The sequence below is a fragment of the Nitrogeniibacter aestuarii genome (genome assembly GCF_017309585.1).
In the GTDB taxonomy this organism is placed as follows: domain Bacteria; phylum Pseudomonadota; class Gammaproteobacteria; order Burkholderiales; family Rhodocyclaceae; genus Nitrogeniibacter; species Nitrogeniibacter aestuarii.
The window spans coordinates 2,857,591-2,880,767 of sequence record NZ_CP071321.1 but is presented as its reverse complement, the minus strand read 5'-3'; the positions used below and the strand labels follow the sequence as shown (position 1 = coordinate 2,880,767).

Sequence of the window (23,177 nt, the reverse complement as noted above, 5' to 3'; positions counted from 1 at the left end):
GCGCACTCGCGTGGGCGGGGTCGATTGCGCCGGGCACCATGATAAGATGGGCGTTTTGATTTTTCGGGCGGCCAACACGCCGTCACGCACATAGCCCGATCATGAAAAGCGCCCAGATCCGCCGCACTTTCCTCGAGTTTTTCCGCGAGAAGGGTCACGAAATCGTCGACTCCAGCTCGCTGGTGCCGCACGACGACCCGACGCTGTTGTTCACCAACGCCGGGATGAACCAGTTCAAGGACGTGTTCCTTGGCTTCGACAAGCGGCCGTACAGCCGTGCGACCACCTCGCAGAAGTGCGTGCGTGCCGGCGGCAAGCACAACGATCTGGAAAACGTCGGCTACACCGCGCGTCACCACACCTTCTTCGAGATGCTGGGCAACTTCAGCTTTGGCGACTACTTCAAGAAAGACGCCATCCACTACGCGTGGGAGCTGCTCACCCAGCGCTTCGGCCTGCCGGCCGAGAAGCTCACCATCACCGTGTATGCCGAAGATGACGAAGCCTTCGACATCTGGACGAAAGAGATCGGCGTGCCCGCCGAGCGCGTGATCCGCATCGGCGACAACAAGGGCTCGCGCTACGCTTCCGACAACTTCTGGATGATGGGCGACACGGGCCCCTGCGGCCCCTGTACCGAGATCTTCTACGACCACGGCGAGCACATCTGGGGCGGTCCCCCGGGGAGCCCCGAGGAAGACGGCGACCGCTTCATCGAGATCTGGAACAACGTGTTCATGCAGTTCAACCGGGACGACAAGGGCGTGATGCATCCGCTGCCCAAGCCCTCGGTCGATACCGGCATGGGCCTGGAGCGCATCGCCGCCGTGCTGCAGGGCGTGCACGCCAACTACGAAATCGACCTGTTCGTGAATCTGATCGCCGCCGCCGCGCGCGAAACGTCGGACGCAGACATGGACAGCCCGTCGCTGAAGGTGATTGCCGACCACATTCGCGCCTGCGCGTTCCTGGTCGCCGACGGCATCATCCCGGGCAACGAGGGGCGCGGTTACGTGCTGCGCCGGATCATCCGCCGTGCCATCCGCCATGGTTACAAGCTGGGTGCCCGTGCCGCCTTCTTCCACAAGCTGGTGCCGGACCTGGCCAAGGAGATGGGTGAAGCCTATCCGCAACTGGTGGACGATCAGGCGCGCATCATGGATGTGCTGCGCCAGGAAGAAAGCCGCTTCTTCGAGACGATCGAACATGGCATGGCCATTCTCGAAGCCGAACTGGCCGAGATGGAGAAGGGCGGTATCAAGGTCTTCAATGGTGAGACCGCCTTCAAGTTGCACGACACCTACGGCTTCCCGCTCGATCTGACGGCCGACGTCTGCCGTGAGCGCGAGGTCACCGTGGATGCGGCCGCCTTCGATGCCGCCATGGCGCGCCAGAAGGCGCAGGCCCGCGCGGCCGGCAAGTTCAAGATGGCCATGCAGCTGGAGTACGAAGGGGCCGAGACGGTCTTCCACGGCTACGATTCGCTTGAGCAGTCTGCGACGGTGCTGGCCTTGTACAAGGATGGTGCCAAGGTCGAATCCCTGGCGGAGGGCGAGATGGGCGTGGTGGTGCTCGACAACACCCCGTTCTATGCCGAGTCCGGCGGTCAGGTGGGCGATCAAGGCCTGCTGATTGGCGGTCAGGGCCACTTCCAGGTGGAAGACACCCAGAAGATTCAGGCGGCCGTGTTCGGCCATCATGGCACCCTGACGACGGGCAAGCTGTCAGTCGGTGACGCGGTCGCAGCCCGTGTCGATCCGATCGCCCGTGCCGCCACCATGCGTAACCACTCGGCCACGCACCTGATGCACAAGGCTTTGTGCGTCGTGCTGGGAAGCCATGTGCAGCAGAAAGGCTCTTTGGTCGACCCGGACAAGACCCGCTTCGATTTCTCGCACAACCAGCCGGTGACGGCGGACCAGATTCGCGAGATCGAGCGCATCGTCAATGAAGAGATTCTCGAAAACGCGGCTACGGACGCGACGGTGATGCCCATCGAGGAGGCCCAGAAAACGGGTGCAATGATGCTCTTCGGCGAAAAGTACGGCGACGAAGTGCGTGTGCTGACCATCGGCTCCACCCGAGAACTGTGCGGCGGCACTCATGTGGCACGCACGGGTGATATCGGTTTCTTCAAGATCGTTTCCGAAGGCGGTGTGGCGGCGGGCGTACGTCGTATCGAGGCGGTCACGGGCACGGGCGCACTGGCGCGCATTCAGGCGCAGGAAGTGCTGCTTGAGGCGGCTGCTTCAGCCGCTCGGGCCCCTGCGGTCGAACTGCCCGAGCGGGTCGGTCAGATGCAGGATCAGGTCAAGGCACTCGAGAAGGAACTGGCCAAACTCAAGTCGAAGCTCGCCGCGAGCGCCGGAGACGATCTGGCCAGTCAGGCGGTCGATATCAAGGGCGTGAAAGTGCTCGCCGCCCTGATGGAAGGCGCCGATGTGGCCGGCCTGCGTGAAACCATGGACAAACTGAAGGACCGGCTTGGCACCGCCGCCATCGTGTTGGCCACGGCCAACGACGGCAAGGTCACGTTGATCGCGGGTGTGACGAAAGACACCACCGACCGCATCAAGGCCGGTGAGCTGGTGAACATGGTGGCTCAGCAGGTCGGCGGCAAGGGCGGTGGTCGTCCGGACATGGCTCAGGCCGGTGGCACGCAGCCGGAAAATCTGCCGGCTGCGCTCGCTAGCGTGGCTGACTGGGTCGCGGGCAAGCTTTAAGCACGCCGTGCTGAAGAACGAAACGGGGCGCCTTGCGCCCCGTTTTTTTCACGCAGTTGCGGTCGCGTCGGCGTCGGGGACTTCGCCGTACTGGTGGATGACGTCATACGCGTGACGACGGCCGGCATACAGGTAGGCTGGCAGAAGCAACAGGGCAGACGGTACCGTTAGAATGAAGCCCGGGATGGCGAAAATGCCGGGGACCACGAGGGATGCGCGCCCTTCGTCAGGCAGTTCTCGGGCGTGCATCATGATCAGGCCGATCAGCGCGCATAGCACGCCGACGCCATGCAGGAAAAGAATGACCTCATCGGGGTTGAAACTGTTCAGTCGCCAGCCGAACAGGGCCACGTGCAGGACGCAATAGACCCCCACCAGAATGAGTGCCAGCGCGCCATTCGGTTCCTGGACGATGTCCTCCTCTTTGAGCAGGGAGATAAACGTATCGGTCTGCGTCGGGTCCAGCGGTTCTGTCGTAAAGTTTCCGGCGGCGCCTACCTGCGTCAGTATTGGAGTTCCATCGACATTGAACGTCGCCGAATTGGCTGACTCCGGCGATTTGGCCGGCTTGTGGTTGCGTTTCCATTCGACTGTGACATCAATACCGGCGGCCGCGAGGCGGGCGGCAAAGTCAGCGGTTCGTGTCGCCTTGAACGGGGTGCCCTTGAAGGTGCCTTTGATCGTCTTGTCTGTCATTTGCGTCGGATGCGTTTTCTCAGGAAAGTGCGCACCCTACATATGACAATTAAGTATTTCAAGTGACGCAGTTCCGGGCAGCCCCACGTCTGGGGACCGGGGGGCTGCTCCACAGCGGAGAAGTCCGGTATGAGTGATTGGTTGTTCTGCCCGAAATGTGCCGCCCCGCTCTCCGACCGGGAACTCGGCGGTGCCATACGGCGTGTATGCACGCTCGACGCGTGCGGATTCGTTGCCTGGGGCAATCCGGTCCCGGTGGTCTGCGCGCTCATCGAATGCCTGGATCGGAACGGACAGATGCTGCTGGCGCGCAATGCCGCGTGGCCTGAGGGCAAGTTCGCGCTGGTGACCGGTTTTCTTGAACGCGAAGAACACCCCGAGGCGGCGGTCGTCCGGGAGGTGAAGGAAGAGACCGGACTCGATGCCCAGGCAGTGCATTGGATCGGCAACTACCCGTTTGCCGAAGCCAACCAGGTGCTGCTGGTCTATCACGTGCAGGTGACGGGCGAGATCACGCTCAATGAAGAGTTGGCCGAGGTGAAGCTGATCCCGAAAGAACGTCTCAAAGGGTGGGAGCGTGGGACGGGGTTCGCGGTGCTCGACTGGTTGGAAAGTCTTCAGGTCGACGCCGTCTAGAGCGCTCAGACGCCATTGAAGAGGCGTGCGACCGCGGCCGGATTCGACGGGAAGTACATGTGCAGGAAGCTGGCAAACACGCTGCCCTTGCGATAGACCGCTTCCGGCGTGCCATTGAGTCGTTCCGGGCGTGTCGTGGCATGGGCGGGTTCCGTCACCTCGGTACGGGCATGGTGAAAGCTGTGTCCGCGAATGACCTCTCCATCCAGTTCGACACTGTGCATGCCCAGATTCACCAGGCGCTTGGTCATGCTTGCGGTGCCGGACAGTAGGCCCAGCATGCGGCCCGTCTTGCCATCGGCGTCGCTCAAGGCCTCCAGACAGGCGAGCAGGCCGCCACATTCGGCCACGATGGGTTTGCTCGCGCCGGCGTGCTTCTGGATCGCATCGCGCATCGCGTCGTTGGCGTCGAGCGTGTCCAGGTGCAGCTCCGGGTAGCCGCCGGGCAGATAGAGGGCATCGCACTCGGGCAGCGCTGAATCGGCCAATGGCGAGAAGAACGCCAGTTGCGCGCCCATGGCACGCAGGCAGTCCAGATTGGCCGGGTAGATGAACGCAAAGGCAGCATCGCGGGCAATGGCAATGGTCTTGCCAGCCAGGTGTCGAGGCAGTGGCTCGAGTGTCGGTGCAGCGAACGCGATCGGGGCCGGCAATGGCGGATTGATCGCGTCGAAGGCATCGGCCGCCCGGTCGATGCGGGCGTCGATGTCGGCGATTTCATCGGCCTGGACAAGCCCCAGGTGACGGGAGGGAAGCGCAGCGTCAGCGTCGCGTTTGAGCGCGCCGAGCCAGGCGATACCGTCGGGCAGGCTTTCCTGGAGCATGGTGGCGTGGCTGTCACTCCCGATGCGGTTCGCAAGCACGCCGAAGAAATCGAGCTGGGGGCGATAGGTGGCCAGACCCAGCGCAATGGCACCGAAGGTCTGGGCCATGGCCGAACCGTCGATAACCGCCAGCACGGGCAGGCCGAATGTCTCGGCGAGCGCTGCACTGGAGGCAATGCCATCGTGCAGCCCCATGACGCCCTCCACCAGGATGACATCGGAGGTCTGTGCTGCCTCATGCAGTAGCTGGCGGCAATGCGCGTCGCCCGCCATCCAGCGATCGAGTTGATAGACCGGTTGGCCGCTGGCGCGTTCGAGCACCATGGGATCGAGATAGTCCGGCCCGGTCTTGAAGACGCGCACCCGACGCCCCTGGCGCACATGCCAGCGGGCGAGTGCGGCCGTGGCAGTGGTCTTACCCTGGCCTGAGGCAGGTGCGGAGACGAGCAGGGCGGGGCAGTAGGCGGTCTGGGTCACGGGCGTGCTTGCGGATGATGGAAATAAAATGCCGGCGCATGGCAGCGCCGGCACAGGTGCATGGTCGCGTGTCTGGACGCGCTGATCAGTAGGGCAGTTCGATACCCGGCCAGACGTTTTCGATGGCTTCGCGGAAGGCGGACTGGATCTTGGCAATCGCCGCTTCGCTGTCGGCCTCGAAGCGCAGGACAACGACCGGTGTGGTGTTGGACGGACGTGCCAGACCGAAACCGTCTTCGTATTCGACCCGTACGCCATCGATGGTGATGAGTTCGCGCGCGCCGTCGAAGCTGGCCTTTTCCTTGAGACGTTTGACCAGCTCGAAGGGCTCGCCTTCGTTCATCTTGATGTTGAGTTCCGGCGTGGACACGGCATCGGGCAGCGCCTTGAGTGCTGCGTTGGCGTCCGGGCGGGCGGAGAGGATTTCGAGCAGGCGGGCGCCGGTGTACAGGCCGTCGTCGAAGCCGTACCAGCGCTCCTTGAAGAACACGTGTCCGCTCATTTCACCGGCCAGGGGCGCGCCGGTTTCCTTGAGCTTGGCCTTGACCAGGGCATGGCCGGTGTTCCACATCACCGGTTCGCCGCCACGCTCGCGGATCCAGCTGGCCAGGTTGCGGGTGCACTTCACGTCATAGATGATCTGGCCGCCGGGAACGCGGGAGAGCACGTCTTCGGCAAACAGCATGAGCTGGCGGTCCGGATAGATGATTTCGCCATCTTTGGTGACCACACCCAGCCGGTCGCCGTCGCCGTCGAAGGCCAGACCCAGTTCGGCATCGGTGTCCTTGAGTGCCTGGATGACATCCGCGAGGTTTTCAGGCTTGGAGGGATCCGGGTGGTGATTGGGGAAATTGCCATCGACCTCGCAGAACAGCTCGACGATCTCGCAACCGAGGCGACGGAACAGCTCGGGCGCGACGGCACCAGCGACACCGTTGCCGCAGTCCATGACGATCTTCATGGGACGGGCGAGCTTGACGTCGCCAACGACGCGTTCGACGTAGTCGCCAATCACGTCCGCCTGGCGGACAGTGCCCTGGCCCGAGGCCAGATCGCCTTCCTCGATGCGGCGCTTGAGATCCTGGATCAGGTCGCCGAACAGGGTCTGCCCCCCCAGCACCATCTTGAAACCGTTGTAGTCAGGCGGGTTGTGACTGCCGGTGACGCTCACGCAGGAGTTTGTCCCGAGCTGGTAGGCGGCGTAGTAGGTGAGCGGCGTCGGTACGCAACCGATATCGACCACGTCAACACCTGCTGCGCAGATGCCTTCGGCCAAGGCGCCTGCCAGTGACGGACCCGACAGGCGGCCGTCACGGCCGACGGCGATGGCAGACTGCCCGCGCGCAGCCGCTTCGCTACCCAGTGCATGGCCGATGGCACGAGCAACCTCTGGCGTGAGGGTCTTGTCGATGATGCCGCGAATGTCGTAGGCCTTGAAGATCGATGCGTCCAGTTGCATTAGAAGTCTCTCGTGAATGGAAGAATGGGGTGAGAATGGGGCGGATTATTCCAGATTGATATTTTTCGTGCGTGACACTGTGCGACTCTTCGGCTTGAGCCGGCGTCTGAAGAACGCTTCGAGTCGTTGCGGTAGCCAGTAGAGATGCCCGGGGAAACTCCCCCGCAGAAAGCCGACGTGGCCGCCTGCATCGGGAAACTCCGGCGTCAGGTGACGGGGCAGCGTGTCTGGCGGCGGCAGGATTTCAGGAGGGACGAACGGGTCATTACGTGCATTGAGCAGGAGGGTCGACACCCGGATGCCGTGCAGTAGTGGCCGCGCAGAGGCCCGGCGCCAATAATCGAGCACCCCGTCGAAACCGTGGACCGGCGCGGTAAAGGCGTCGTCAAATTCATAAAGCGTTCGTGCTTTGCGGATTCGGTCCACATCGTAATCGGTGGCTTTGTGGATGTCGATCTTGTCCAGGGCCTTGCGTTTGAGCGTCCTCAGGAAGCGCTCGGTGTACACCCGGTTGAAGCCATCGCCCAGGGCGCGGCCGGAGATCTCTAGATCGAGCGGAGCGCACACAGCCGCGGCGCCGCGCAGCAGGCTGCGCGCTTCCTGGCCTTGCTCGCCGAGGTACTTGAGCAGCGCGTTACCACCGAGCGAGATGCCCACGGCAAAGATCGGACCTTCGCGGTAGCGCTCGGCGATGCGCGACAGAATCCAGCCGATTTCTTCACTGTCGCCGGAGTGGTAGGCACGCATGAGCCGGTTGGGCTTGCCGGAACAGCCCCGGAAATGGGGTACGACACCATTCCACCGGATCTTGTGAAAATGCCCCATGATGGCGCGCGCATAGTGGGAGTCGGAACTGCCTTCAAGTCCATGAAACAACACCACCAGCGGTACACCGGGGCGCTTCGTGATCCAGTCTGCGTGGATGAAATCTTCGTCGGGTGTCTCCCAGCGCACCCGCATGTAATCCGGGCGCGGCGGCATCCGGGTCAATGGCCAGATGGTCTGGAGATGGCCACCCGGAAGCCAGACGGGCGCCAGATAATCGGATTCGCTCATCGGACGCGCCTGTTTCTCAGTGCACGATATGCGGACCGCCGCTGGCGCTCAGGGGTTCGAACTCGGGCGTGGGCGAAGCGTGATGGGCGACCATGCGCCATCCCATCGGGCCGCGCATGAATACGTTGGTGGCGACGATGGGTGAATGGAACTCGTTGTCGCCTTCGACCTGAATGTGCTCGAGCACACAGTGGATCGCCATCATCGTGCCGGATGAAACCACCTCGTTCGACACGCTGATCCGCATCCGTGTGCCGCTGGCGAACATCTGGCGCCATGAGTCTCGCACGGCGGCGAGGCCGACCACCCGGGGCGCACCCGGGTGAATGCAGATGACTTCTTCGTCTTCCGACCATACGACCATCATGGCCTCCAGGTCGGCACGGGCGAAGGCGTCGTAGAACGCGTCTTCAACTTCCTGTGGGGACGTAAAAACCGCTTTGCTCACGCAAGGCTCCGATCGTTGGGGGCCGGCCGTCTCCGGGCGGCCCGGAGATCAGTGATGGCCCTTGGGCTTTTCGCCCGTGAATTTGTAGCTCGCGCTGCAGTAGGGGCAGGTGACCTCGCCTTCGGTCAGCACGTCCAGGAAGACGCGCGGGTGACGTGACCACAGCGGGGCGCCCGGGCCGGGGCAGTGCAGCGGGAGGTCCTTGGCAGTGACCTCGATGACTTGGTCCTTGTCCTGTTTCTCAGCCATGTCAGTTCTCGTGTCCGTGAGATTAGATGTAGGAGAGCCAGTGGTCGTACTCAGGGGCCTGGCCGCCCACGATTTCGAAGAAACGCGCCTGGATGCGCTCGGTCACCGGGCCGCGACGGCCGGTACCGATGGTGCGGTTGTCGAGCTCGCGGATCGGCGTCACTTCAGCGGCGGTGCCGGTGAAGAAGGCTTCGTCGCAAATGTAGATGTCGTCGCGCGTCAGACGGCGGGGGGAAACCTCCATGCCGAATTCGCGGGCGATCTGGATCACCGAGTCGCGGGTAATGCCGGTCAGCGCGGAGGCGATTTCCGGTTCGTAGATGCGCCCGTCCTTGATGATGAACAGGTTCTCGCCGGCGCCTTCGGCCACAAAGCCGTTCACGTCGAGCAGCAGCGCCTCGTCGTAGCCGTCCTGGGTGGCTTCCAGGTTGGCCAGAATGGAGTTGGCGTAGGTGCTGGCGACCTTCGCACGCGGCATGGTCACGTTCACGTGGTGGCGGGCGTAAGACGACGTTTTGACGCGGATGCCTTTTTCCAGACCCTCTTCACCCAGGTAGGCACCCCAGGGCCATGCGGCAACGGCCGTGTGGGTGGTGACCCCACGGGTTGAGATACCCATCTTTTCTGAGCCGTAGAAGATGATCGGGCGCAGGTAGCAGGACTCGAGCTTGTTCGAGCGCACCACCTCGAGCTGGGCTTCCATCAGCTCGTCAATCGAATGATTGACCGGCATGTGGTAGATCTTGGCCGAGTTGACCAGGCGCTGGGTGTGTTCGCGCAGGCGGAAAATGGCCGTGCCCTTGGCCGTCTTGTAGGCGCGGACGCCCTCGAAGACAGAAAGGCCGTAATGAAGCGAGTGGCTCAGCACGTGGGTGGTGGCCTCACGCCAGGGCACCATTTTTCCGTCGTACCAGATGAAACCGTCGCGATCGGCCATGGACATGGTTAATTCTCCAGCTTGTGTCTGTGGTTGCGGCCATTTGCCCGAGAGGGCACGCCAAACGCGAGATTCTAGCGCATCTTCGCCGATTCGGCGCGGCTCGGATTCACTCGTTTGCTGTGGAAATTGTCCGTTACCGAACCCCCTCTCAAGGGTGCGGGCAGGTTAGAATGTCGGCTGTTGTTGCGGTGCGATCAAATATGCAAAGAGTGTGGAAACCCAATGTGACCGTCTGTGCGGTCATCGAGCGCAATGGTTGCTTCCTGCTGGTGGAGGAAGAAACGTCCGAAGGCCTTCGGTTCAACCAGCCCGCCGGTCATCTGGAGAAAGGCGAATCGCTGATCGAGGCGGCTTCCCGCGAGGCGCTCGAGGAGACCGCTCATCCGTTCAAGCCGACGCACCTGCTGGGTATCTACCAGTGGCCGCGCCCCGACGGCAAGGTCACTTACCTGCGTTTTTCCTTCACCGGCGACACCGGCGAGCGCGTGGCTGATCGGGTCCTCGATGATGGCATCGTGCGCGCTGTCTGGCTGACACGGGAAGAGATCATCGCCTGCAAGGATCGGCATCGCAGTCCGCTGGTCATGCAGTGTGTCGACGATTACCTGAGCGGGCGCCGTCTTCCCTTGGATGTGATCCGGCATTACATCCCCGCCTAATCCCGCGTGCGCCTGCCGGTTGCCATTCTCCTGTTGCTGATCTCCCAGGCCCTCTGGGCGGCCACGCAAGTGGATGTGTGCTTCAACTACGGATGTCAGGCCCAGGCGACGGTGGAATTCTCCGAGACACAGCTCGACGAGGTGGCCGAGGGGCTCGCCAAGGCACGCAGTGCTGAGGAAGAGCGTCAGCGCATCGCCGTGGCGGTGGGGCAACTGTATCGGGCGGCGGGCGTCCAATCCCCCATCAGCGCTGACCGCGCGGGCAATTTCGCCGATCAGGGCGTGTATGGGAAGATGGACTGCATCGACCACTCGACCACCACCATGAGACTGCTTGAGGTGTTGCAGGCGCGCGGGCTGTTGCGTTTCCATCGGGTGGCACCCCGTGAGCGTCGGACCTCGCTGGTCCTGTTTCAGCATTTTTCCGCGGTGGTCGAGGAGATTCAGGGCGTGGCTTCCGCCGCCGCGACAGCGGCATTGTCGCTGCCTGACCACGTGCCAGTGCTGATGGCCCTGTGTGACTGTCCGGCCCCTGAGGCACCCGCGGTCTCTGCGCCCCGACAAATGTCGGAGGAGGCAGCGCACGGTGCAAAATTCGTGATAGACAGCTGGTTTGTCGAACAGGGGGCGCCCGCCGTGGTACTGCCTCTGGACGACTGGCTTGATGGAGATGGACCTTATGTCCCGTGAGATGGACCCGAACGGAATGAAAGTGGTCGTCGGCATGTCCGGTGGTGTGGATTCCTCGGTGGCGGCCCTGCTGCTCAAAGAGCAGGGCTATGACGTCGTCGGCCTGTTCATGAAGAACTGGGAAGATGACGACGACGATGAATACTGCTCGACCCGTCAGGATCTGATCGATGTGGCCTCGGTCTGCGATGTGATCGGCATCGATCTGGAAGTGGTCAATTTCTCGAGCGAGTACAAGGACCGGGTGTTCGCCGACTTCCTCAAGGAATACGAGGCCGGACGTACGCCCAATCCGGACATCCTGTGCAATTCGGAGATCAAGTTCCGCTGCTTCCTTGATCACGCCATGGGTCTCGGGGCCGACAAGATCGCGACCGGCCATTACGCACGGGTGCGGGAATGGAAAAGCGATGGGCGTAGTGAATTCCAGCTGATGAAGGCCGAAGACGGCACCAAGGATCAGAGCTACTTCCTCTATCGGCTCAATCAGGAGCAGCTGGCCAAGACCCTGTTCCCGCTCGGTGACATCTACAAGCGCGATGTGCGCAAACTGGCCGAGAAGGCCGGGCTTCACGTCCACGCCAAAAAAGACTCCACCGGCATCTGTTTCATTGGCGAGCGACCGTTCCGAGAGTTTCTCGGGCGTTATCTGCCAACCAAACCGGGCGAGATTCGTGCGCTGGACGATGATCGGGTGCTCGGCGAGCATCAAGGGCTGATGTATCACACCATCGGTCAACGCAAGGGCTTGCTGATCGGCGGCATAAAGGGCAACCAGGACGACGCCGGTGAGCATGACGCCTGGTATGCCGCGAAGAAGGACATGGCCAGTAACGTGCTCTACGTGGTTCAGGGGCATGACCATCCGGCCCTGCTCAAGACGCAGCTTGAGGCGATCGAGTTGAACTGGATTTCAGGTCGTGATCCGCACACGCACTGGGTCTATACGGCCAAGCCGCGCTACCGCACACCCGACCAGCCGTGCGAAATCGATGCAGTGAGTGCCAGCGGTGCCACCATTGCCTTTGCCGAACCGCAGTGGGCGCTGACGCCGGGGCAGAGTGTGGTGGTCTACGAATCCAAGGTGTGCCTTGGCGGTGGCATCATCGCCTGACCGGGTGTCTGGGCAGAAAAAAAGCGACCGTCAGGTCGCTTTTTTGTTGAGGGGTGCGGCTTCAGGCGACGCGGATGCGTGCCGGCGGAGTACAGTCCAGCCCGCTCCAGCGCAGGCGAAACGCGTTGCACTGTTCGATGTAGTCACGGGTGCTCTTGGGCATGGGCACACGGGCGCGGGTGATGTAGGTCACCAGCGCCGTGCCCGCCTTGAGCAGGTCAAGCCCGCCTTCGGCCATGCGCACCTGGGTGCGTGCTGCCCGTGGAGGCAGATGCGGCTGGAACCGGTTCAGCTTTTCGCCGGCCACAACGAACATCGGCCAGATATCGAAGATGTGCGGATCGGTACGAAGTGTTTCGCACTTCTCGCGGGCGGCATCTGCGTACTCGCGGATGAGGGGCTCGATGCCCTCGAATGAGGTGTTGCCGGCAAACGTGCCGACCATGGCATGGGAGATCAGATCGATGTCGCGCATGGTTTGCGCGATCTTGATGTAGCGACTCTCGTAAAAGGCATCAATGGGGATCGAGAAGGCCCGGAAAGGCTCGCCCCACAGTTCATCAATGCCTTCCTCGCCGGACAGATGGTTCACCAGCTTGCCCAGCTCCAGGGCGTTCTGCAAACAGGCCCCGCACTGGCGCATCAGCGGATTGTCGCCCTCGATCTCCACCCCCATGGATTGCAACTCCACCAGTTTAGTGAAGATGTCGGCGGCCCGATTGAACAGGGCGCCTGCCAGCATGCCGCCCTTGACGCGCTTGAGTGCTGCGTCTTCCTCTTCTTCATAGGCCTTGCGGGCCGCTTCCAGACGTCGGCCCGGAATGTTGATTCCGTGCTCGACGTGGTTGAAGAGTCGACGGGTCAGTGCCTCGATCAGCTTCTTTTTAGCCGAGAGATTGTCTTCCGGCGGGTCGTAGACCTTGATCCAGAAACCGTCGTAGTGCACGCGCAGGCGCCCGTTGATGATGCGTCGGGTGCCTTCAGCAGGTTTTTCATCCATGTGAATCACCAGCCCGAGGAATGTGTCCGTCGGTCGTCAGAAAGGACCGTGGAGTGTAAAACAAACGTTTTGATTTGTGCAGAGCAGCATCGACAAACGGCAACTGCCGTTCAGTGCGCCTCACCATGACGTCGCCCGTGTCCGCGCGAACGCCATTTACGCTTCACATGGTAGCGCCAAACGGTCTGGGTCAGGTAGTAGCCGACGATGGCGCCGGTCACCGCCATGAGCAGCATGCCCAGCAGCAGTGGCTGTCCGATGCCGGTCACCCAGGTCCATGCGTGGACGAGCCACTGGGTGAAGGTCTCGACCACGGGGGCCTCGACCACTTCGGGTTTCGGGGGAACACCAAGAATCCCCGCGCCCAGCTGATAGGCGAAGTAATACAGGGGCGCATAGGTGAACGGGTTGCTCACCAGTGTGCTGACGGCGGCGATCCACAGATTGGCGCGAAATGATAGGGACGCGATCACCGCAGCGGGGATCTGTGCCACCGGGATCATCAGCCCGAAGAACGCGCCAATGGCAACTGCCTTGGCGACGGTGCGCCGGTTGAGCTTCCAGAGGGAGGGGTCGTGCAGACGCGGGCCGACCCAGCGCAGCAGGCGATGCTCCTTGATGCTTTCGTGAGACGGCAGGAATCTGCGAATCATGTACCCCTCGATCATGCGCCCGGACCGGATCTCCCGGCTGTGGGGAGTGGAGTCTGGCGCGACAATCTTACCGCTGGCTGACAAGCTCAATATGGTGCCATAACGGCAAAAAACAAGGCGTGCTTGAGCTTGCGGTGCACCAACCGAAGGGGCGGATCAGAGCAGATCCGGCGAGACGACAGTACGCAGTACGGTCTGGGTTTCGTCGTTGCGTACCCGGTTGGTGAACCACCACAGGGCCCCTTTCTTGACCGACCAGTAGTTCTCTTCGCCAGACAGCAGCAGGGACGCCAGCCGGCCCAGCGTGGGCTGGTGGCCGACGACCAGCACGGCCCCGCGACCCTCGGGCCAGCCGGTGGCCGCGAGGATGTCCGAGACGCCGTGCATCGGGCTCAGGGCCGTGATGATCTCGAAATCGTCGGTGAAGGCGGCGGCTGTCTGGCGTGTCCGCATGGTCGGGCTGACCATCACGCGCAGGCGCTTGGGGCGGTTTTCATCCAGCCATTTGGCGACCTTGCGCGCCTGCTTGTGGCCACGATCGGTCAGTTCGCGCAGGTTGTCGGGGATGCTGTCGACCGCCTCGGCGTGCCGCCACAACAGAAGATCCATGGTGCCTCAGTCCTTCGGTTTCGATTGCTTTCGCGGCCGCTTCCATGCCGCCTTGCCCCAGAGCATGGGTTCGACTTCGAGCAGGATGCGTCGGCGAATCTTGAGGCAGCGCGGGGCATGCCAGCCAATCACGAAGTGTGCAGCAGGGCTCAGTTCAGGACTGGCATCAAGCCAGCCCAGCATGCGTCCCCGGGCGATCTCGACATCGTTCAGGTAGCCCAGCTGTTCCTGCGCCCGTCGCATGAATGCCATGAACGGCTTCATGGCGTCAGCGTCGAACAGGGGCAAGAAAAACTCGCTGCCGTAGCGCAACTGCTTGAGCGCGACCCGCAATTCATGAATGTGGTCAGGGTCCGGGCCCTGCGCGAGCGCAAAGCGCTTGCGTGCCCGCTTTTTCAGTCCGTCCATCTGTAGCAGGGCGAAGGCCGTCAGATCGGCCGACGCATCGAGTGCGTTGGACTGCATCGCGTGAAGTGCGCGAGCGAATCGCAGCATGCGCAAGCCCTGATCCGAGTGGGTGAGCCGGTCACGTGCCTCGGCGCGAGCCCGTGCGCGCTCGGCAAGCACACGCTCGCGCAGACAGTTGGTGAGCGTTTCTGACAACATGGGGGCGGGCGTGACCGGGTCGAGCACTTCTTCAAGGAAGACGTCGAAGTCGCGTGCATCGCCCATCTCGCTGGCCGTGTCACGTAGTAGCGCCGCCCAGGTCTGCACGAACTCGTCCGGCAGCGCTGGCGCAAACAGCTTGACCAGCGAGCGCAGGCGTCGCAGGGCCACGCGCATCTGGTGCACGTATTCCGGCTCGTCTTCGCTGACGGCAGCCAGGGCGTTGGCCTGCCATTGACTCAGGCATTCGCTGGCGAGCGCCTTGAACGCATCGATCGGCGACTGATCGGGCCTGATCGCCGATTTCGCTGCGCGCACAGGCGACTCCGGCACATCGTTGAACAGACGGTACCCACGTTCTGCCTTGCTTCGATCGGCGGGCATGAGCGGTATGTCGGTGGCCAGCTCGCAGGCGAGCGCAAGCAGGTCGTCGGGCTTGCCGCTGACGAGTTCAAGCTCAACCTCGCAGATGTCGGCGCTGCGCTCGTTGGCTTCGACCTTGCCGTTGTCGATCATCAGCAGGACTTCGACGCCACTGTCCGGATTCAGGCGGTAAGTGTCCCGGCGGAAGTTGGTGGTGAAGATCGGCACCAGCGAATCAGCGACCTCGTCGAGCAGTGCTGCGGTGGGACCATCGGTGACGTCAGTGAAGTCGAAGGCACCGAGGAAGTCCTTTTCCCACTCGGGCCGGGACGACAGTCCGCCCGCGGAGACGGCCGCGCACTTGACGGTTTGCAACCATTTGCGCCCCTGCTTGCGGGTTCGCAAGGCCACCTTGCGATCGCGCAGGGTGAGCGAGGCCGTGTCGTAGTAGGTGTTGATGAGCGTGACCGCGTTGCCGAGCTTTTCAGCGCTCTGGAGCATACGGTGGCGGCGAAGGGCCGTCAGTGCGGCCTTCGGTAGCGCGAGCTTGAGTTCGATTTCCTTGCTCATGGGCGGTGGAGTATCACCTGAGTTAGGTTACGGTTTGATGAGATTGCTCACCGGCGCGCCCGCAGTCACGCTGTCAGGAGGCGTCGAACTTCCAGTGGCCAGACTTGCCGCCGAGCTTCTCGAGCAGGCGGATGCCTTCCATGCACATGCCGCGATCGACGGCCTTACACATGTCGTAGATGGTGAGCAAGCCGACCTGTACCGCGGTCAGCGCTTCCATTTCGACACCGGTGCGACCGACCGTTTCGGCGGTCACGTTGCAGGTGATGCTGCTGGCTGCTTCGTCGAGCGTGAAATCGACGGCGACGCGGGTGAGCGGAAGCGGGTGGCACAGGGGGACCAGGTCAGACGTGCGCTTCGAGGCCTGGATGGCCGCGATGCGCGCGATGCCGATGACGTCACCCTTTTTGGCAGAGCCTTCTTTCACCATCCGGAAGGTGGCCGGTTCCATCGTGATGCGCCCTTCGGCAACGGCAACGCGCTTGGTCTCGGTCTTGCCGCCGACATCGACCATATGGGCCTGTCCGTCAGCGTCAAAATGCGTAAGGCGATCTGTCATGATAGGTAAGGCAAAGGTATCGGAGTGTATGGCGTGTGGAACTGATTTTGAGCGCAGGTATCATAGCACCACGATGATGAAACGCGCCCTTGCCCTCATGCTCAGCGCCTGCCTTGCCACGCAAGGTATGGCCAATGGATTGCCCGACCTGGGCGAGTCTTCCGCCACCGATCTGTCACCCCAGGCCGAGCAGCGTATCGGCGAGCAGGTGATGCGCGAAATTCGCTGGCGCGATCCGGCGTATCTCGACGATCCGGAAACCGAGGCCTACCTCAACCGTATCGGCAACCGCATCGTCCAGGGGGCCGGCTCGACTCAGTCGTTCGAGTTCTTCGCCTTGCGCGAAAACACCATCAACGCGTTCGCCATGCCCGGTGGGTTCATCGGCGTGCATACCCGTCTGGTCGAAGCGGCACAGAGTGAATCCGAACTGGCGTCGGTGCTCGCTCACGAGGTGGCCCACGTCGACCAGCACCACATTGCGCGCATGGTGGGGCAACAGAGGCAGGGCAGCATGATCATGCTCGCTTCCATGCTGCTGGCGGTGCTCGCCTCGCGGGGTAGCGGGGATCTGGCACAGGCGGCCGTGGTCGGGGGCGTGGCGGCCGGTGCGCAGAATCAGCTCAGCTACAGCCGCGATTTCGAGCGTGAGGCCGATCGTATCGGCATTCAGTCGCTGCAGAACGCAGGTTTCGACGTGCGCGACATGCCCGTCTTCTTCGAGCGTCTTCAGCGTGAATCGCGGCTCTATGAAAACAACGCACCGGGTTACCTGCGCACCCACCCGCTCACCACCGAGCGGATTGCCGACATCGAGAACCGCGTGGCCGGCATGCGTTTCCGCCAGGTGCCCAGTTCCGAAGAGTTTCTGCTGATCCAGGCACGCCTGGCTTCGTCGGGCGGCGATGCCCGCGAGATGGTCGAGCGCGAGAAGTCCCTGTTTCTGCGCAGCAAGCAGCCTACGCCGGGTCAGCGCTACGCCTATGTCAATGCACTCATGCATGCCGGAGAGCTGGACGAGGCCCAGCGCATCTACGACGGATTCGGCGATACCGATCGCAATGCCCTGGTGCTGAGCCTCGGGGGTGAGCTGGCCACGGCGCGCAAGGACTGGCCACGCGCCGAGCAGATATTCACCGACGCCATTGCCCGTTACCCCGATGCCTACTACCTGGTCTACCGCCTGGCCGATGCGCAGCTGTATGCCGACAAGCCGAAGGCGGCCATCGAGGTGCTCAACTCGGCCTTGATCCAGCGTCGCGACGATGTTCGGCTGTGGTCGCGACTGTCGCGGGCCTACCAGAGCACCGGGCAGACCAGTCAGTACCACCGCGCCCAGGGCGAGGTCTATGCCAATCAGGGCTTGTGGGTTGCCGCCGTTGAGCAGCTCGAACTGGCTCAGCGCAGCAACCAGGGCGATTTCTACACGCAATCCGCCATTGACGCCCGCTTGCGCGAGCTGCGTGCCCGTGCGGACGAAGAGCGCGCCGAGCGGCGCCGTAGCGGGGGCTGAGTGCTGGCGCTAGAATGACCCCACAACGCCCGCCGAGGCGAACCTGAATCAAGGCAAGAGAACCCATGAATTTTGATAACGAAGTCGACGCCAGTGGCCTGAGCTGCCCGTTGCCGATCCTGCGTTCCAAGAAGATGCTCGCCACCATGGAGACCGGCCAGGTGTTGCGCGTACTGGCCACCGATCCGGGGTCCGTCCGCGATTTCGAGGCCTTTGCCCGCCAGACCGGTAATGAATTGCTCAAGAGCGGTGAAATCGAAGAAGGCAAATTCGAATTCTTCTTGCGCCGCGCTGATCGCTGAGCCGCGGCCGAACACGAAAAAACGCCCCGTTCGGGGCGTTTTTTTTGCCTGGTGGGTGCGGGTCAGATCCGGAATTCGGTCTCGATCTGTTCGAGCGTTGCCCGCGGTTCGGGCGGCGGCATGAAGGCGGGGCGGTCGCCCTGGTACAGAATGCCGGTGGTGTAGCCGTCGTCGTCGGCCAGGCGGTGCATGGCTTCTGCCCGTTCGGTCGTGCTTTGCCAGTCCGCGTGCGCCCGCGCCTTGAACAGCTCCTGTTGTTCGGGGCGGTAGGTGACGCACGGGCACAGCACATGCACCAGCGAAAAACCCGGGTGCCGGATGGCTTCGACGATCTGTTCGGCCATGCCGTTGGGGTCGTTGGCCGTGGCACGGCTGATGAAGTTCGCACCGGCCGACAGGGCGATCTCGAGTGGGCGGAAGGGCGGCATGCCCGGCCCCTCCGGCGTGAGTTTGCTGCCCGTCCAGTCGCTGGCGGTGGTGGGCGAGGCCTGGCCCTTGGTCATGCCATAGACGCTGTTGTCCATCACCACGTAGGTGAGGTCCACGTTGCGTCGGCAACTGTGCATGAAGTGGTTGCCGCCAATCGAGAATCCGTCGCCATCGCCACCGGCCACCAGCACGGTCAGTTCCGGTCGAGCAAGCTTGAGCCCGGTCGCGATGGGCAGCGCGCGGCCATGGACGCCGTGAAAGCCATAGACAGCCGAATAGGCCGGGATGCGTGACGAGCAGCCAATCCCCGAGACGAAAGCGACGTTCTCCCTGGGCAATTGCAGCTGTGACAGACCACGGGTAATGGCGGCGATGACGGAAAAGTCGCCGCAGCCCTTGCACCAGACGGGCTTGATGTCCGATTTGTATTGCTTGGGTGTGAGTCGGGTCGGTTCAGTGGTGTTCATGGTTCAGGCCTCCTGAAACAGGTCATCGACCGCGGCCATGATTTCAGCGGGTCGAATCGACACCGGGCCGGGGCGGGCATGGGTCCGGGTGCGCGCAGGTAAAGCGAAGTGGCCCCGCAGATAGTGCAGAAACTGCTGGCTGTGGCTTTGCTCGACCACCAGTACGCGATCCACGCCGACCAAGGCGTCTGCCAGCCGATCCGGCAAGGCGGGCGAGAGCAAACGCATGGCAATCACCTTGACTGCCACACCGCCTTTGCGCAGTCGCTCGGCCGCTTCCATGGCCGCACCGGTCACGGAACCCCAGGTGAGAATCGCGATGTCACCGTCGCCGGCGATGTCCGCCCAGAAGGGGCCGTAGTCGAACTGCAGGAGCTTGCGCTGGCGCTTGTCGAGCTGCTCCTGATGATGGGCCGCCTGGGTTGATGGCGTACCACGGGGGCTGTGCTCAAGCCCATCGGCGGTGTACTCCAGCCCCGGTGTGCCGGGCAGCGCCATGGGCGAGATGCCGTCCGCGGTGACTTCATAGCGCTCATAGTGTTCGACGGTGGTGGTCGCGAGCTTGCGCTGGCCGTTCAGCGGCACGATGGCAGGGGCGTCGATCACCGTTCGCGCCTGGCCCATGGCCTGGTCTGACAGCGTGATGACGGGGACCTGAAGACACTCGGCAAGATGCACCGACCATTGGGTGGTGAAGACGCAATCCGAGATCGAGGTGGGCGCGGTCACCACATGTGGCGCGTCGCCATGAACGCCATGGATGGCGATGTTCAGGTCGCTCTGTTCGGATTTTGTCGGGATACCGGTCGAGGGGCCGCCGCGCATGACATTGCAGATCACCACCGGCACTTCCGCTGCGATCCCCAGCCCGATCGATTCGGTCATGAGTGCCAGCCCGGGGCCTGAGGTGGCCGTGAGCGAGGGGGTGCCGCCGAACGAACTGCCCAGGATCATGTTGATGGAGGCCAGCTCGTCTTCAGCCTGCACCAGCGCACCGCCCAGCCGCGGCAGGTGCACGGCGAGGTATTCAAGAATGTCGGTCGCCGGCGTGATCGGATAGGCCGCCACGAAGCGCACGCCGCCACGCAGGGCGCCGGCGCCGGTGGCTTCATTGCCCGACAGCGCCCACCGTGGGGTGCCGGCTGCGCGCGCAGGGGGCGCGAGGGTGACCGGGCAGACGCATGGGTCGGCCGCGCTGAAACCCGCCTGCACGGCGCCGAGCGATGCGGCCAGGGTTTCGTCGTCGCGATCGGCAAGTTCCGCCGCGACGACCGCGGTCGTGTGCTCGAGATTGAGGCCCAGCAGCGCAGTCAGCACGCCGAGCGCCACCATGTTGGGTCGTCCATTGGCCACGGTGGCCGCCAGGGCCCCCAGCGGGATCTCGACGAGTCGCGCGCCCGTCGATGCGATGACCTCGGGCACCGGGCCATGGGCCGGATCACTGATCACGATGCTTTCAGCGTTCAAGGGGATTTCGGCGGCAAAGCGCTCGATGTTGCCCCAGTCGAGCGCGAGCAGCACGTGATAGGTGTCGTCCGGGCCGGTGACCTCGGCCACGCCCAGGCGCATGAGTGCTGCGGCCTCACCGCCACGAATCTGCGGACCCAGTGTGCGGGTCATCAACCCGTAGTAGCCCGCCCTAGCCGCCACGTCGAGCAACAGGCTGCCCGCCGTCATGACCCCGGTACCACCTGAACCGCTCAGGGCGATTGAAATGCTTGTGCTGTCCATGACCGATACCTCCAGGAAAATGGATCGGCGGGCAGTCGGGGACGAATTGTCGTTGAGGCATTCGGCTCGGTCCGGCTGCAGCCGAGCACGCCGCGGATGTTGCGGTGCGGCAAAGTCACTTTACGCGCGTGGTTTCGCGCATTCAAGGGCGTGAGCGTCCGTTCGTCACCGCAATGCGCAAGGCATTTGATCTGGGTCAGAAGTCTCGGGGGATTGCCGTTCGGGCGAGGGTGTCGGTTATGAAGCCGTCGCGACTCGTTGCACCAAAGGCCGGGTTGCGACGTCGTTCCTCGGCGATGGTGCTCACCGTTCGCCCGGCACTCGCGTGGCCCGGGAAAACCAGCGTTTCGTCCGGAAGCAGAAAGAGCCGGCGGGTGACGCTGTCGTACCACTGGCCCGGGTCGGTGGTGGTCAGCGGGGCGGGGCAGCCATCCGGATGGAGGGCATCGCCGCTGAAGAGCCGGTCTCGCCACAGGTAACTCACCGCGTCGGGTGTGTGCCCCGGGGTCGAGAGCACGCGGACCACCTCGCAGCCGAACACCAAGGTGTCACCGTGCGTGACAATGCAGGCCTTCGTGTCGGACGAGCCCGGGCCGGCGATCCGGGTGGCGCCGGTGAAGTCGCACAGGGCGCCGCAGGGTTCATGATCGTCGTGCAGATGGGTGCGCAGCACGTGAATCAGCCGCAGATCGCGTTCCTGCAGGATGGCCAGAACAAGGTCCGCCTGATCCGGATGCGGGTCGATCACCACCGCTTCCTGGGCGCATGGATCGGCCAGCAGATAGCAAAAGGCGCCGCTGTGCACGTGAGGGAGCTGGCGAAAGTACATGCCCGCCGCTCAGAGCAGACGCAGCAGCGCCAGACCGATCCCGACCGCGCATGCCCAGCCGGAAAACAGCCAGCGCAGCACCGGCTGACGCGGGATGAAGCCTACCCCGCGCACGAAGCCCGCGCTCATGGCCCAGAACAGGGCCATGGCGGCCCAGTGGTCGGCACTGCCGGCGCCATCGGCCAGCAGGCGCGGATTGGCGGTGATGCCAAGCGTGATCGCGATGGCCGCCAGCAGCGGCAGCCAGGCGATCCGGGTGCCGGTGTCGGGCTCAGTGGCCGTGCTCATTGGGCGGCTCCGTGGGTGGTTGATGGCTGGCTTGCCGCTCCATCTCCATTTCCCCCCACATGGCGTTGAGGATGGCGAGCAGGACGGCGAAGCCGACACCGAGAATCCAGGCGAAATACCACATGGTGTTCGTCTCCTAAATCAGTAGGCCGAGTGGCTGTTTTCACGCACGTAGGCGGCGGTGACCTTGCCGGACATCACCTTGTAGGCCCAGCTGGTGTAGGCCACGATGATGGGCATGAAGATCACGGTGGCGAAGAACATGATCGTCAATGTCAGATGGCTCGATACGCTGTCCCACACCGTGAGGCTCGAGCGCGGGTCGGTCGAGGAGGGCATGATGAACGGGAACATGCTCACGCCCGCCGTACCGATCACGCCCACCAGTGCGAGTGACGAGCAGATAAATGCCAGCAGTGTGCGCCCGAGGACGGCGAATCCCATGGCGGCGAGCGTGGCCACATAGGCCAGCACCGGCAGCGCCATGGTGGCCGGCATGGCCTGATAGTTGAGCATCCATGCACCGGCCTCGCGCATTACCGTCTTGGCCATCGGGTCGGGCAGGGCGGACGGATCGACCGCGCTGGTGATCACATAGCCGGGAATGCTCTGCAGCCAGACGCCGGCCACCGAGAAGCCCACCAGCAGCAGCGTGCCGAAGATCAGCATCGCGGTGCGGCTGCGTGCGTACACGGCCTCATCGGTTCGATGCATGAGATAGATCGCGCCATGGAAGGTGATCATGGCCGTGCTCACCACGCCGCACAGCAGCGCAAAGGGGTTGAGCAGTTGCCAGAACGTGCCTTCGTAGTACGACATCAGCTGGTTGTCGAAGTGGAAGGGCACGCCTTGCAGCAGGTTGCCGAAGGCCACACCGAAGATGAGCGGTGGCACGGCGCCGCCCACGAACAGGCCCCAGTCCCAGGTGGCGCGCCAGCGCGGGCTGTCGAGCTTGCTTCGGTAGTCGAACCCGACCGGGCGGAAGAACAGCGCCCACAGCGCCGCCAGCATGGCCCAGTAGAAGCCGGAGAAGGCGGTGGCATACACCAGCGGCCAGGCGGCAAAGATGGCGCCGCCGCCGGTGATGAACCACACCTGGTTGCCGTCCCAGTGCGGGCCCACGGTGTTGATCACCACGCGGCGCTCGGTGTCGTCGCGGCCCACGAAGGGCAACAGGGTGCCCACGCCCATGTCGTGGCCGTCCATGATGGCAAAGCCCACCAGCAGCACGCCCACCAGCAGCCACCAGATGACTTTGAGTGTTTCGTAATCGATCGGCATGTCAGT

25 protein-coding genes are annotated in these 23,177 nt (G+C 63.3%); 7 read left to right on the top strand and 18 right to left on the bottom strand.

All coding sequences use genetic code 11. From position 1 onward, the window contains the following. The first annotated feature begins 101 nt into the window (after positions 1–101). Positions 102–2,723, top strand: a complete 2,622-nt coding sequence (gene alaS / locus J0W34_RS13365; protein WP_230969107.1) for an alanine--tRNA ligase — start codon at positions 102–104, stop codon at positions 2,721–2,723. 48 nt (positions 2,724–2,771) lie between these two features. Here alaS and J0W34_RS13360 read toward each other — a convergent pair whose 3' ends face one another. Continuing rightward, the gene (locus J0W34_RS13360; RefSeq protein WP_227817408.1) at positions 2,772–3,419 is read right to left on the bottom strand and encodes a hypothetical protein; all 648 of its coding nucleotides are present in this window, start codon (positions 3,417–3,419) and stop codon (positions 2,772–2,774) included. A gap of 129 nt (positions 3,420–3,548) precedes the next feature. Between J0W34_RS13360 and J0W34_RS13355 the strand changes: the two genes are divergently transcribed. Continuing rightward, complete coding sequence (locus tag J0W34_RS13355) at positions 3,549–4,055, top strand: NUDIX domain-containing protein (protein WP_230969106.1); 507 nt, start codon at positions 3,549–3,551, stop codon at positions 4,053–4,055. A gap of 5 nt (positions 4,056–4,060) precedes the next feature. On the opposite strand, the gene J0W34_RS13350 is transcribed toward J0W34_RS13355, so the two are convergent. The 6 genes from J0W34_RS13350 to J0W34_RS13325 all read right to left on the bottom strand — a co-directional run bounded on the left by J0W34_RS13350 (position 4,061) and on the right by J0W34_RS13325 (position 9,511). Then, positions 4,061–5,356 carry a cobyrinate a,c-diamide synthase gene (locus tag J0W34_RS13350; protein ID WP_230969105.1) on the bottom strand — a complete coding sequence of 432 codons (1,296 nt, stop codon included), beginning with the start codon at positions 5,354–5,356 and terminating at the stop codon, positions 4,061–4,063. A gap of 85 nt (positions 5,357–5,441) precedes the next feature. Next, positions 5,442–6,815, bottom strand: coding sequence for a phosphomannomutase/phosphoglucomutase (locus J0W34_RS13345; protein ID WP_227817405.1), 1,374 nt, complete (start codon positions 6,813–6,815; stop codon positions 5,442–5,444). 45 nt (positions 6,816–6,860) lie between these two features. Continuing rightward, positions 6,861–7,871 (bottom strand): hydrolase, encoded by a 1,011-nt coding sequence (locus J0W34_RS13340; RefSeq protein WP_230969104.1) that lies wholly within the window; start codon positions 7,869–7,871, stop codon positions 6,861–6,863. 16 nt (positions 7,872–7,887) lie between these two features. Beyond that, positions 7,888–8,319, bottom strand: a complete 432-nt coding sequence (locus J0W34_RS13335; protein ID WP_227817403.1) for a YybH family protein — start codon at positions 8,317–8,319, stop codon at positions 7,888–7,890. 48 nt (positions 8,320–8,367) lie between these two features. Further along, complete coding sequence (locus J0W34_RS13330; protein WP_227817402.1) at positions 8,368–8,568, bottom strand: zinc-finger domain-containing protein; 201 nt, start codon at positions 8,566–8,568, stop codon at positions 8,368–8,370. A gap of 22 nt (positions 8,569–8,590) precedes the next feature. Further along, entirely contained in the window at positions 8,591–9,511 is a 921-nt protein-coding gene (locus J0W34_RS13325; RefSeq protein WP_227817401.1) for a branched-chain amino acid transaminase, read from the bottom strand. A gap of 197 nt (positions 9,512–9,708) precedes the next feature. Here J0W34_RS13325 and J0W34_RS13320 point away from each other — a divergent pair, with 197 nt between their 5' ends. The 3 genes from J0W34_RS13320 to mnmA are packed head-to-tail and all read left to right on the top strand — an operon-like array spanning position 9,709 to position 11,971. Next, the gene (locus tag J0W34_RS13320) at positions 9,709–10,167 is read left to right on the top strand and encodes an NUDIX hydrolase (protein WP_230969103.1); all 459 of its coding nucleotides are present in this window, start codon (positions 9,709–9,711) and stop codon (positions 10,165–10,167) included. A 6-nt stretch (positions 10,168–10,173) separates the two neighbouring features. Continuing rightward, positions 10,174–10,857, top strand: coding sequence for a hypothetical protein (locus tag J0W34_RS13315; protein ID WP_230969102.1), 684 nt, complete (start codon positions 10,174–10,176; stop codon positions 10,855–10,857). Positions 10,858–10,873: 16 nt separating this feature from the next. After that, positions 10,874–11,971 carry a tRNA 2-thiouridine(34) synthase MnmA gene (gene mnmA, locus J0W34_RS13310; protein WP_230971681.1) on the top strand — a complete coding sequence of 366 codons (1,098 nt, stop codon included), beginning with the start codon at positions 10,874–10,876 and terminating at the stop codon, positions 11,969–11,971. A 61-nt stretch (positions 11,972–12,032) separates the two neighbouring features. Here mnmA and J0W34_RS13305 read toward each other — a convergent pair whose 3' ends face one another. The 5 genes from J0W34_RS13305 to moaC form a co-directional block, all read right to left on the bottom strand. Further along, positions 12,033–12,971, bottom strand: a complete 939-nt coding sequence (locus tag J0W34_RS13305) for a hypothetical protein (protein ID WP_227817398.1) — start codon at positions 12,969–12,971, stop codon at positions 12,033–12,035. Positions 12,972–13,081: 110 nt separating this feature from the next. Beyond that, positions 13,082–13,624 (bottom strand): DUF2062 domain-containing protein, encoded by a 543-nt coding sequence (locus tag J0W34_RS13300; protein WP_227817397.1) that lies wholly within the window; start codon positions 13,622–13,624, stop codon positions 13,082–13,084. A gap of 156 nt (positions 13,625–13,780) precedes the next feature. Next, positions 13,781–14,233, bottom strand: a complete 453-nt coding sequence (locus J0W34_RS13295) for a SixA phosphatase family protein (RefSeq protein ID WP_227817396.1) — start codon at positions 14,231–14,233, stop codon at positions 13,781–13,783. Between the two features lie 6 nt (positions 14,234–14,239). Next, positions 14,240–15,772, bottom strand: a complete 1,533-nt coding sequence (locus tag J0W34_RS13290) for a CYTH and CHAD domain-containing protein (RefSeq protein WP_230969101.1) — start codon at positions 15,770–15,772, stop codon at positions 14,240–14,242. 73 nt (positions 15,773–15,845) lie between these two features. After that, positions 15,846–16,331, bottom strand: a complete 486-nt coding sequence (moaC, locus tag J0W34_RS13285) for a cyclic pyranopterin monophosphate synthase MoaC (protein WP_230969100.1) — start codon at positions 16,329–16,331, stop codon at positions 15,846–15,848. A gap of 73 nt (positions 16,332–16,404) precedes the next feature. Here moaC and J0W34_RS13280 point away from each other — a divergent pair, with 73 nt between their 5' ends. Both J0W34_RS13280 and J0W34_RS13275 read left to right on the top strand, forming a co-directional pair. Continuing rightward, entirely contained in the window at positions 16,405–17,844 is a 1,440-nt protein-coding gene (locus tag J0W34_RS13280) for a M48 family metalloprotease (protein ID WP_230969099.1), read from the top strand. Between the two features lie 65 nt (positions 17,845–17,909). Further along, entirely contained in the window at positions 17,910–18,146 is a 237-nt protein-coding gene (locus J0W34_RS13275) for a sulfurtransferase TusA family protein (protein ID WP_227817392.1), read from the top strand. Between the two features lie 62 nt (positions 18,147–18,208). Here the strand turns inward: J0W34_RS13275 and J0W34_RS13270 are convergent, their stop codons facing one another. From J0W34_RS13270 to cydB, 6 genes are all read right to left on the bottom strand, one after another. Next, on the bottom strand, positions 18,209–19,042 hold the full coding sequence (locus J0W34_RS13270) for a 2-oxoacid:ferredoxin oxidoreductase subunit beta (protein WP_230969098.1): 834 nt from the start codon (positions 19,040–19,042) through the stop codon (positions 18,209–18,211). Between the two features lie 3 nt (positions 19,043–19,045). Beyond that, the gene (locus J0W34_RS13265; RefSeq protein WP_230969097.1) at positions 19,046–20,773 is read right to left on the bottom strand and encodes a 2-oxoacid:acceptor oxidoreductase subunit alpha; all 1,728 of its coding nucleotides are present in this window, start codon (positions 20,771–20,773) and stop codon (positions 19,046–19,048) included. Positions 20,774–20,969: 196 nt separating this feature from the next. Next, positions 20,970–21,602, bottom strand: coding sequence for an MBL fold metallo-hydrolase (locus J0W34_RS13260; RefSeq protein ID WP_230969096.1), 633 nt, complete (start codon positions 21,600–21,602; stop codon positions 20,970–20,972). 9 nt (positions 21,603–21,611) lie between these two features. Next, positions 21,612–21,890, bottom strand: a complete 279-nt coding sequence (locus tag J0W34_RS13255) for a cyd operon YbgE family protein (RefSeq protein ID WP_227817388.1) — start codon at positions 21,888–21,890, stop codon at positions 21,612–21,614. Beyond that, on the bottom strand, positions 21,874–22,014 hold the full coding sequence (gene cydX / locus J0W34_RS13250) for a cytochrome bd-I oxidase subunit CydX (protein ID WP_230969095.1): 141 nt from the start codon (positions 22,012–22,014) through the stop codon (positions 21,874–21,876). Before cydX ends, J0W34_RS13255 begins: the two co-directional genes overlap by 17 nt. Positions 22,015–22,031: 17 nt before the next feature. Beyond that, positions 22,032–23,171, bottom strand: coding sequence for a cytochrome d ubiquinol oxidase subunit II (cydB, locus tag J0W34_RS13245; protein ID WP_230969094.1), 1,140 nt, complete (start codon positions 23,169–23,171; stop codon positions 22,032–22,034). Positions 23,172–23,177 lie beyond the last annotated feature (6 nt).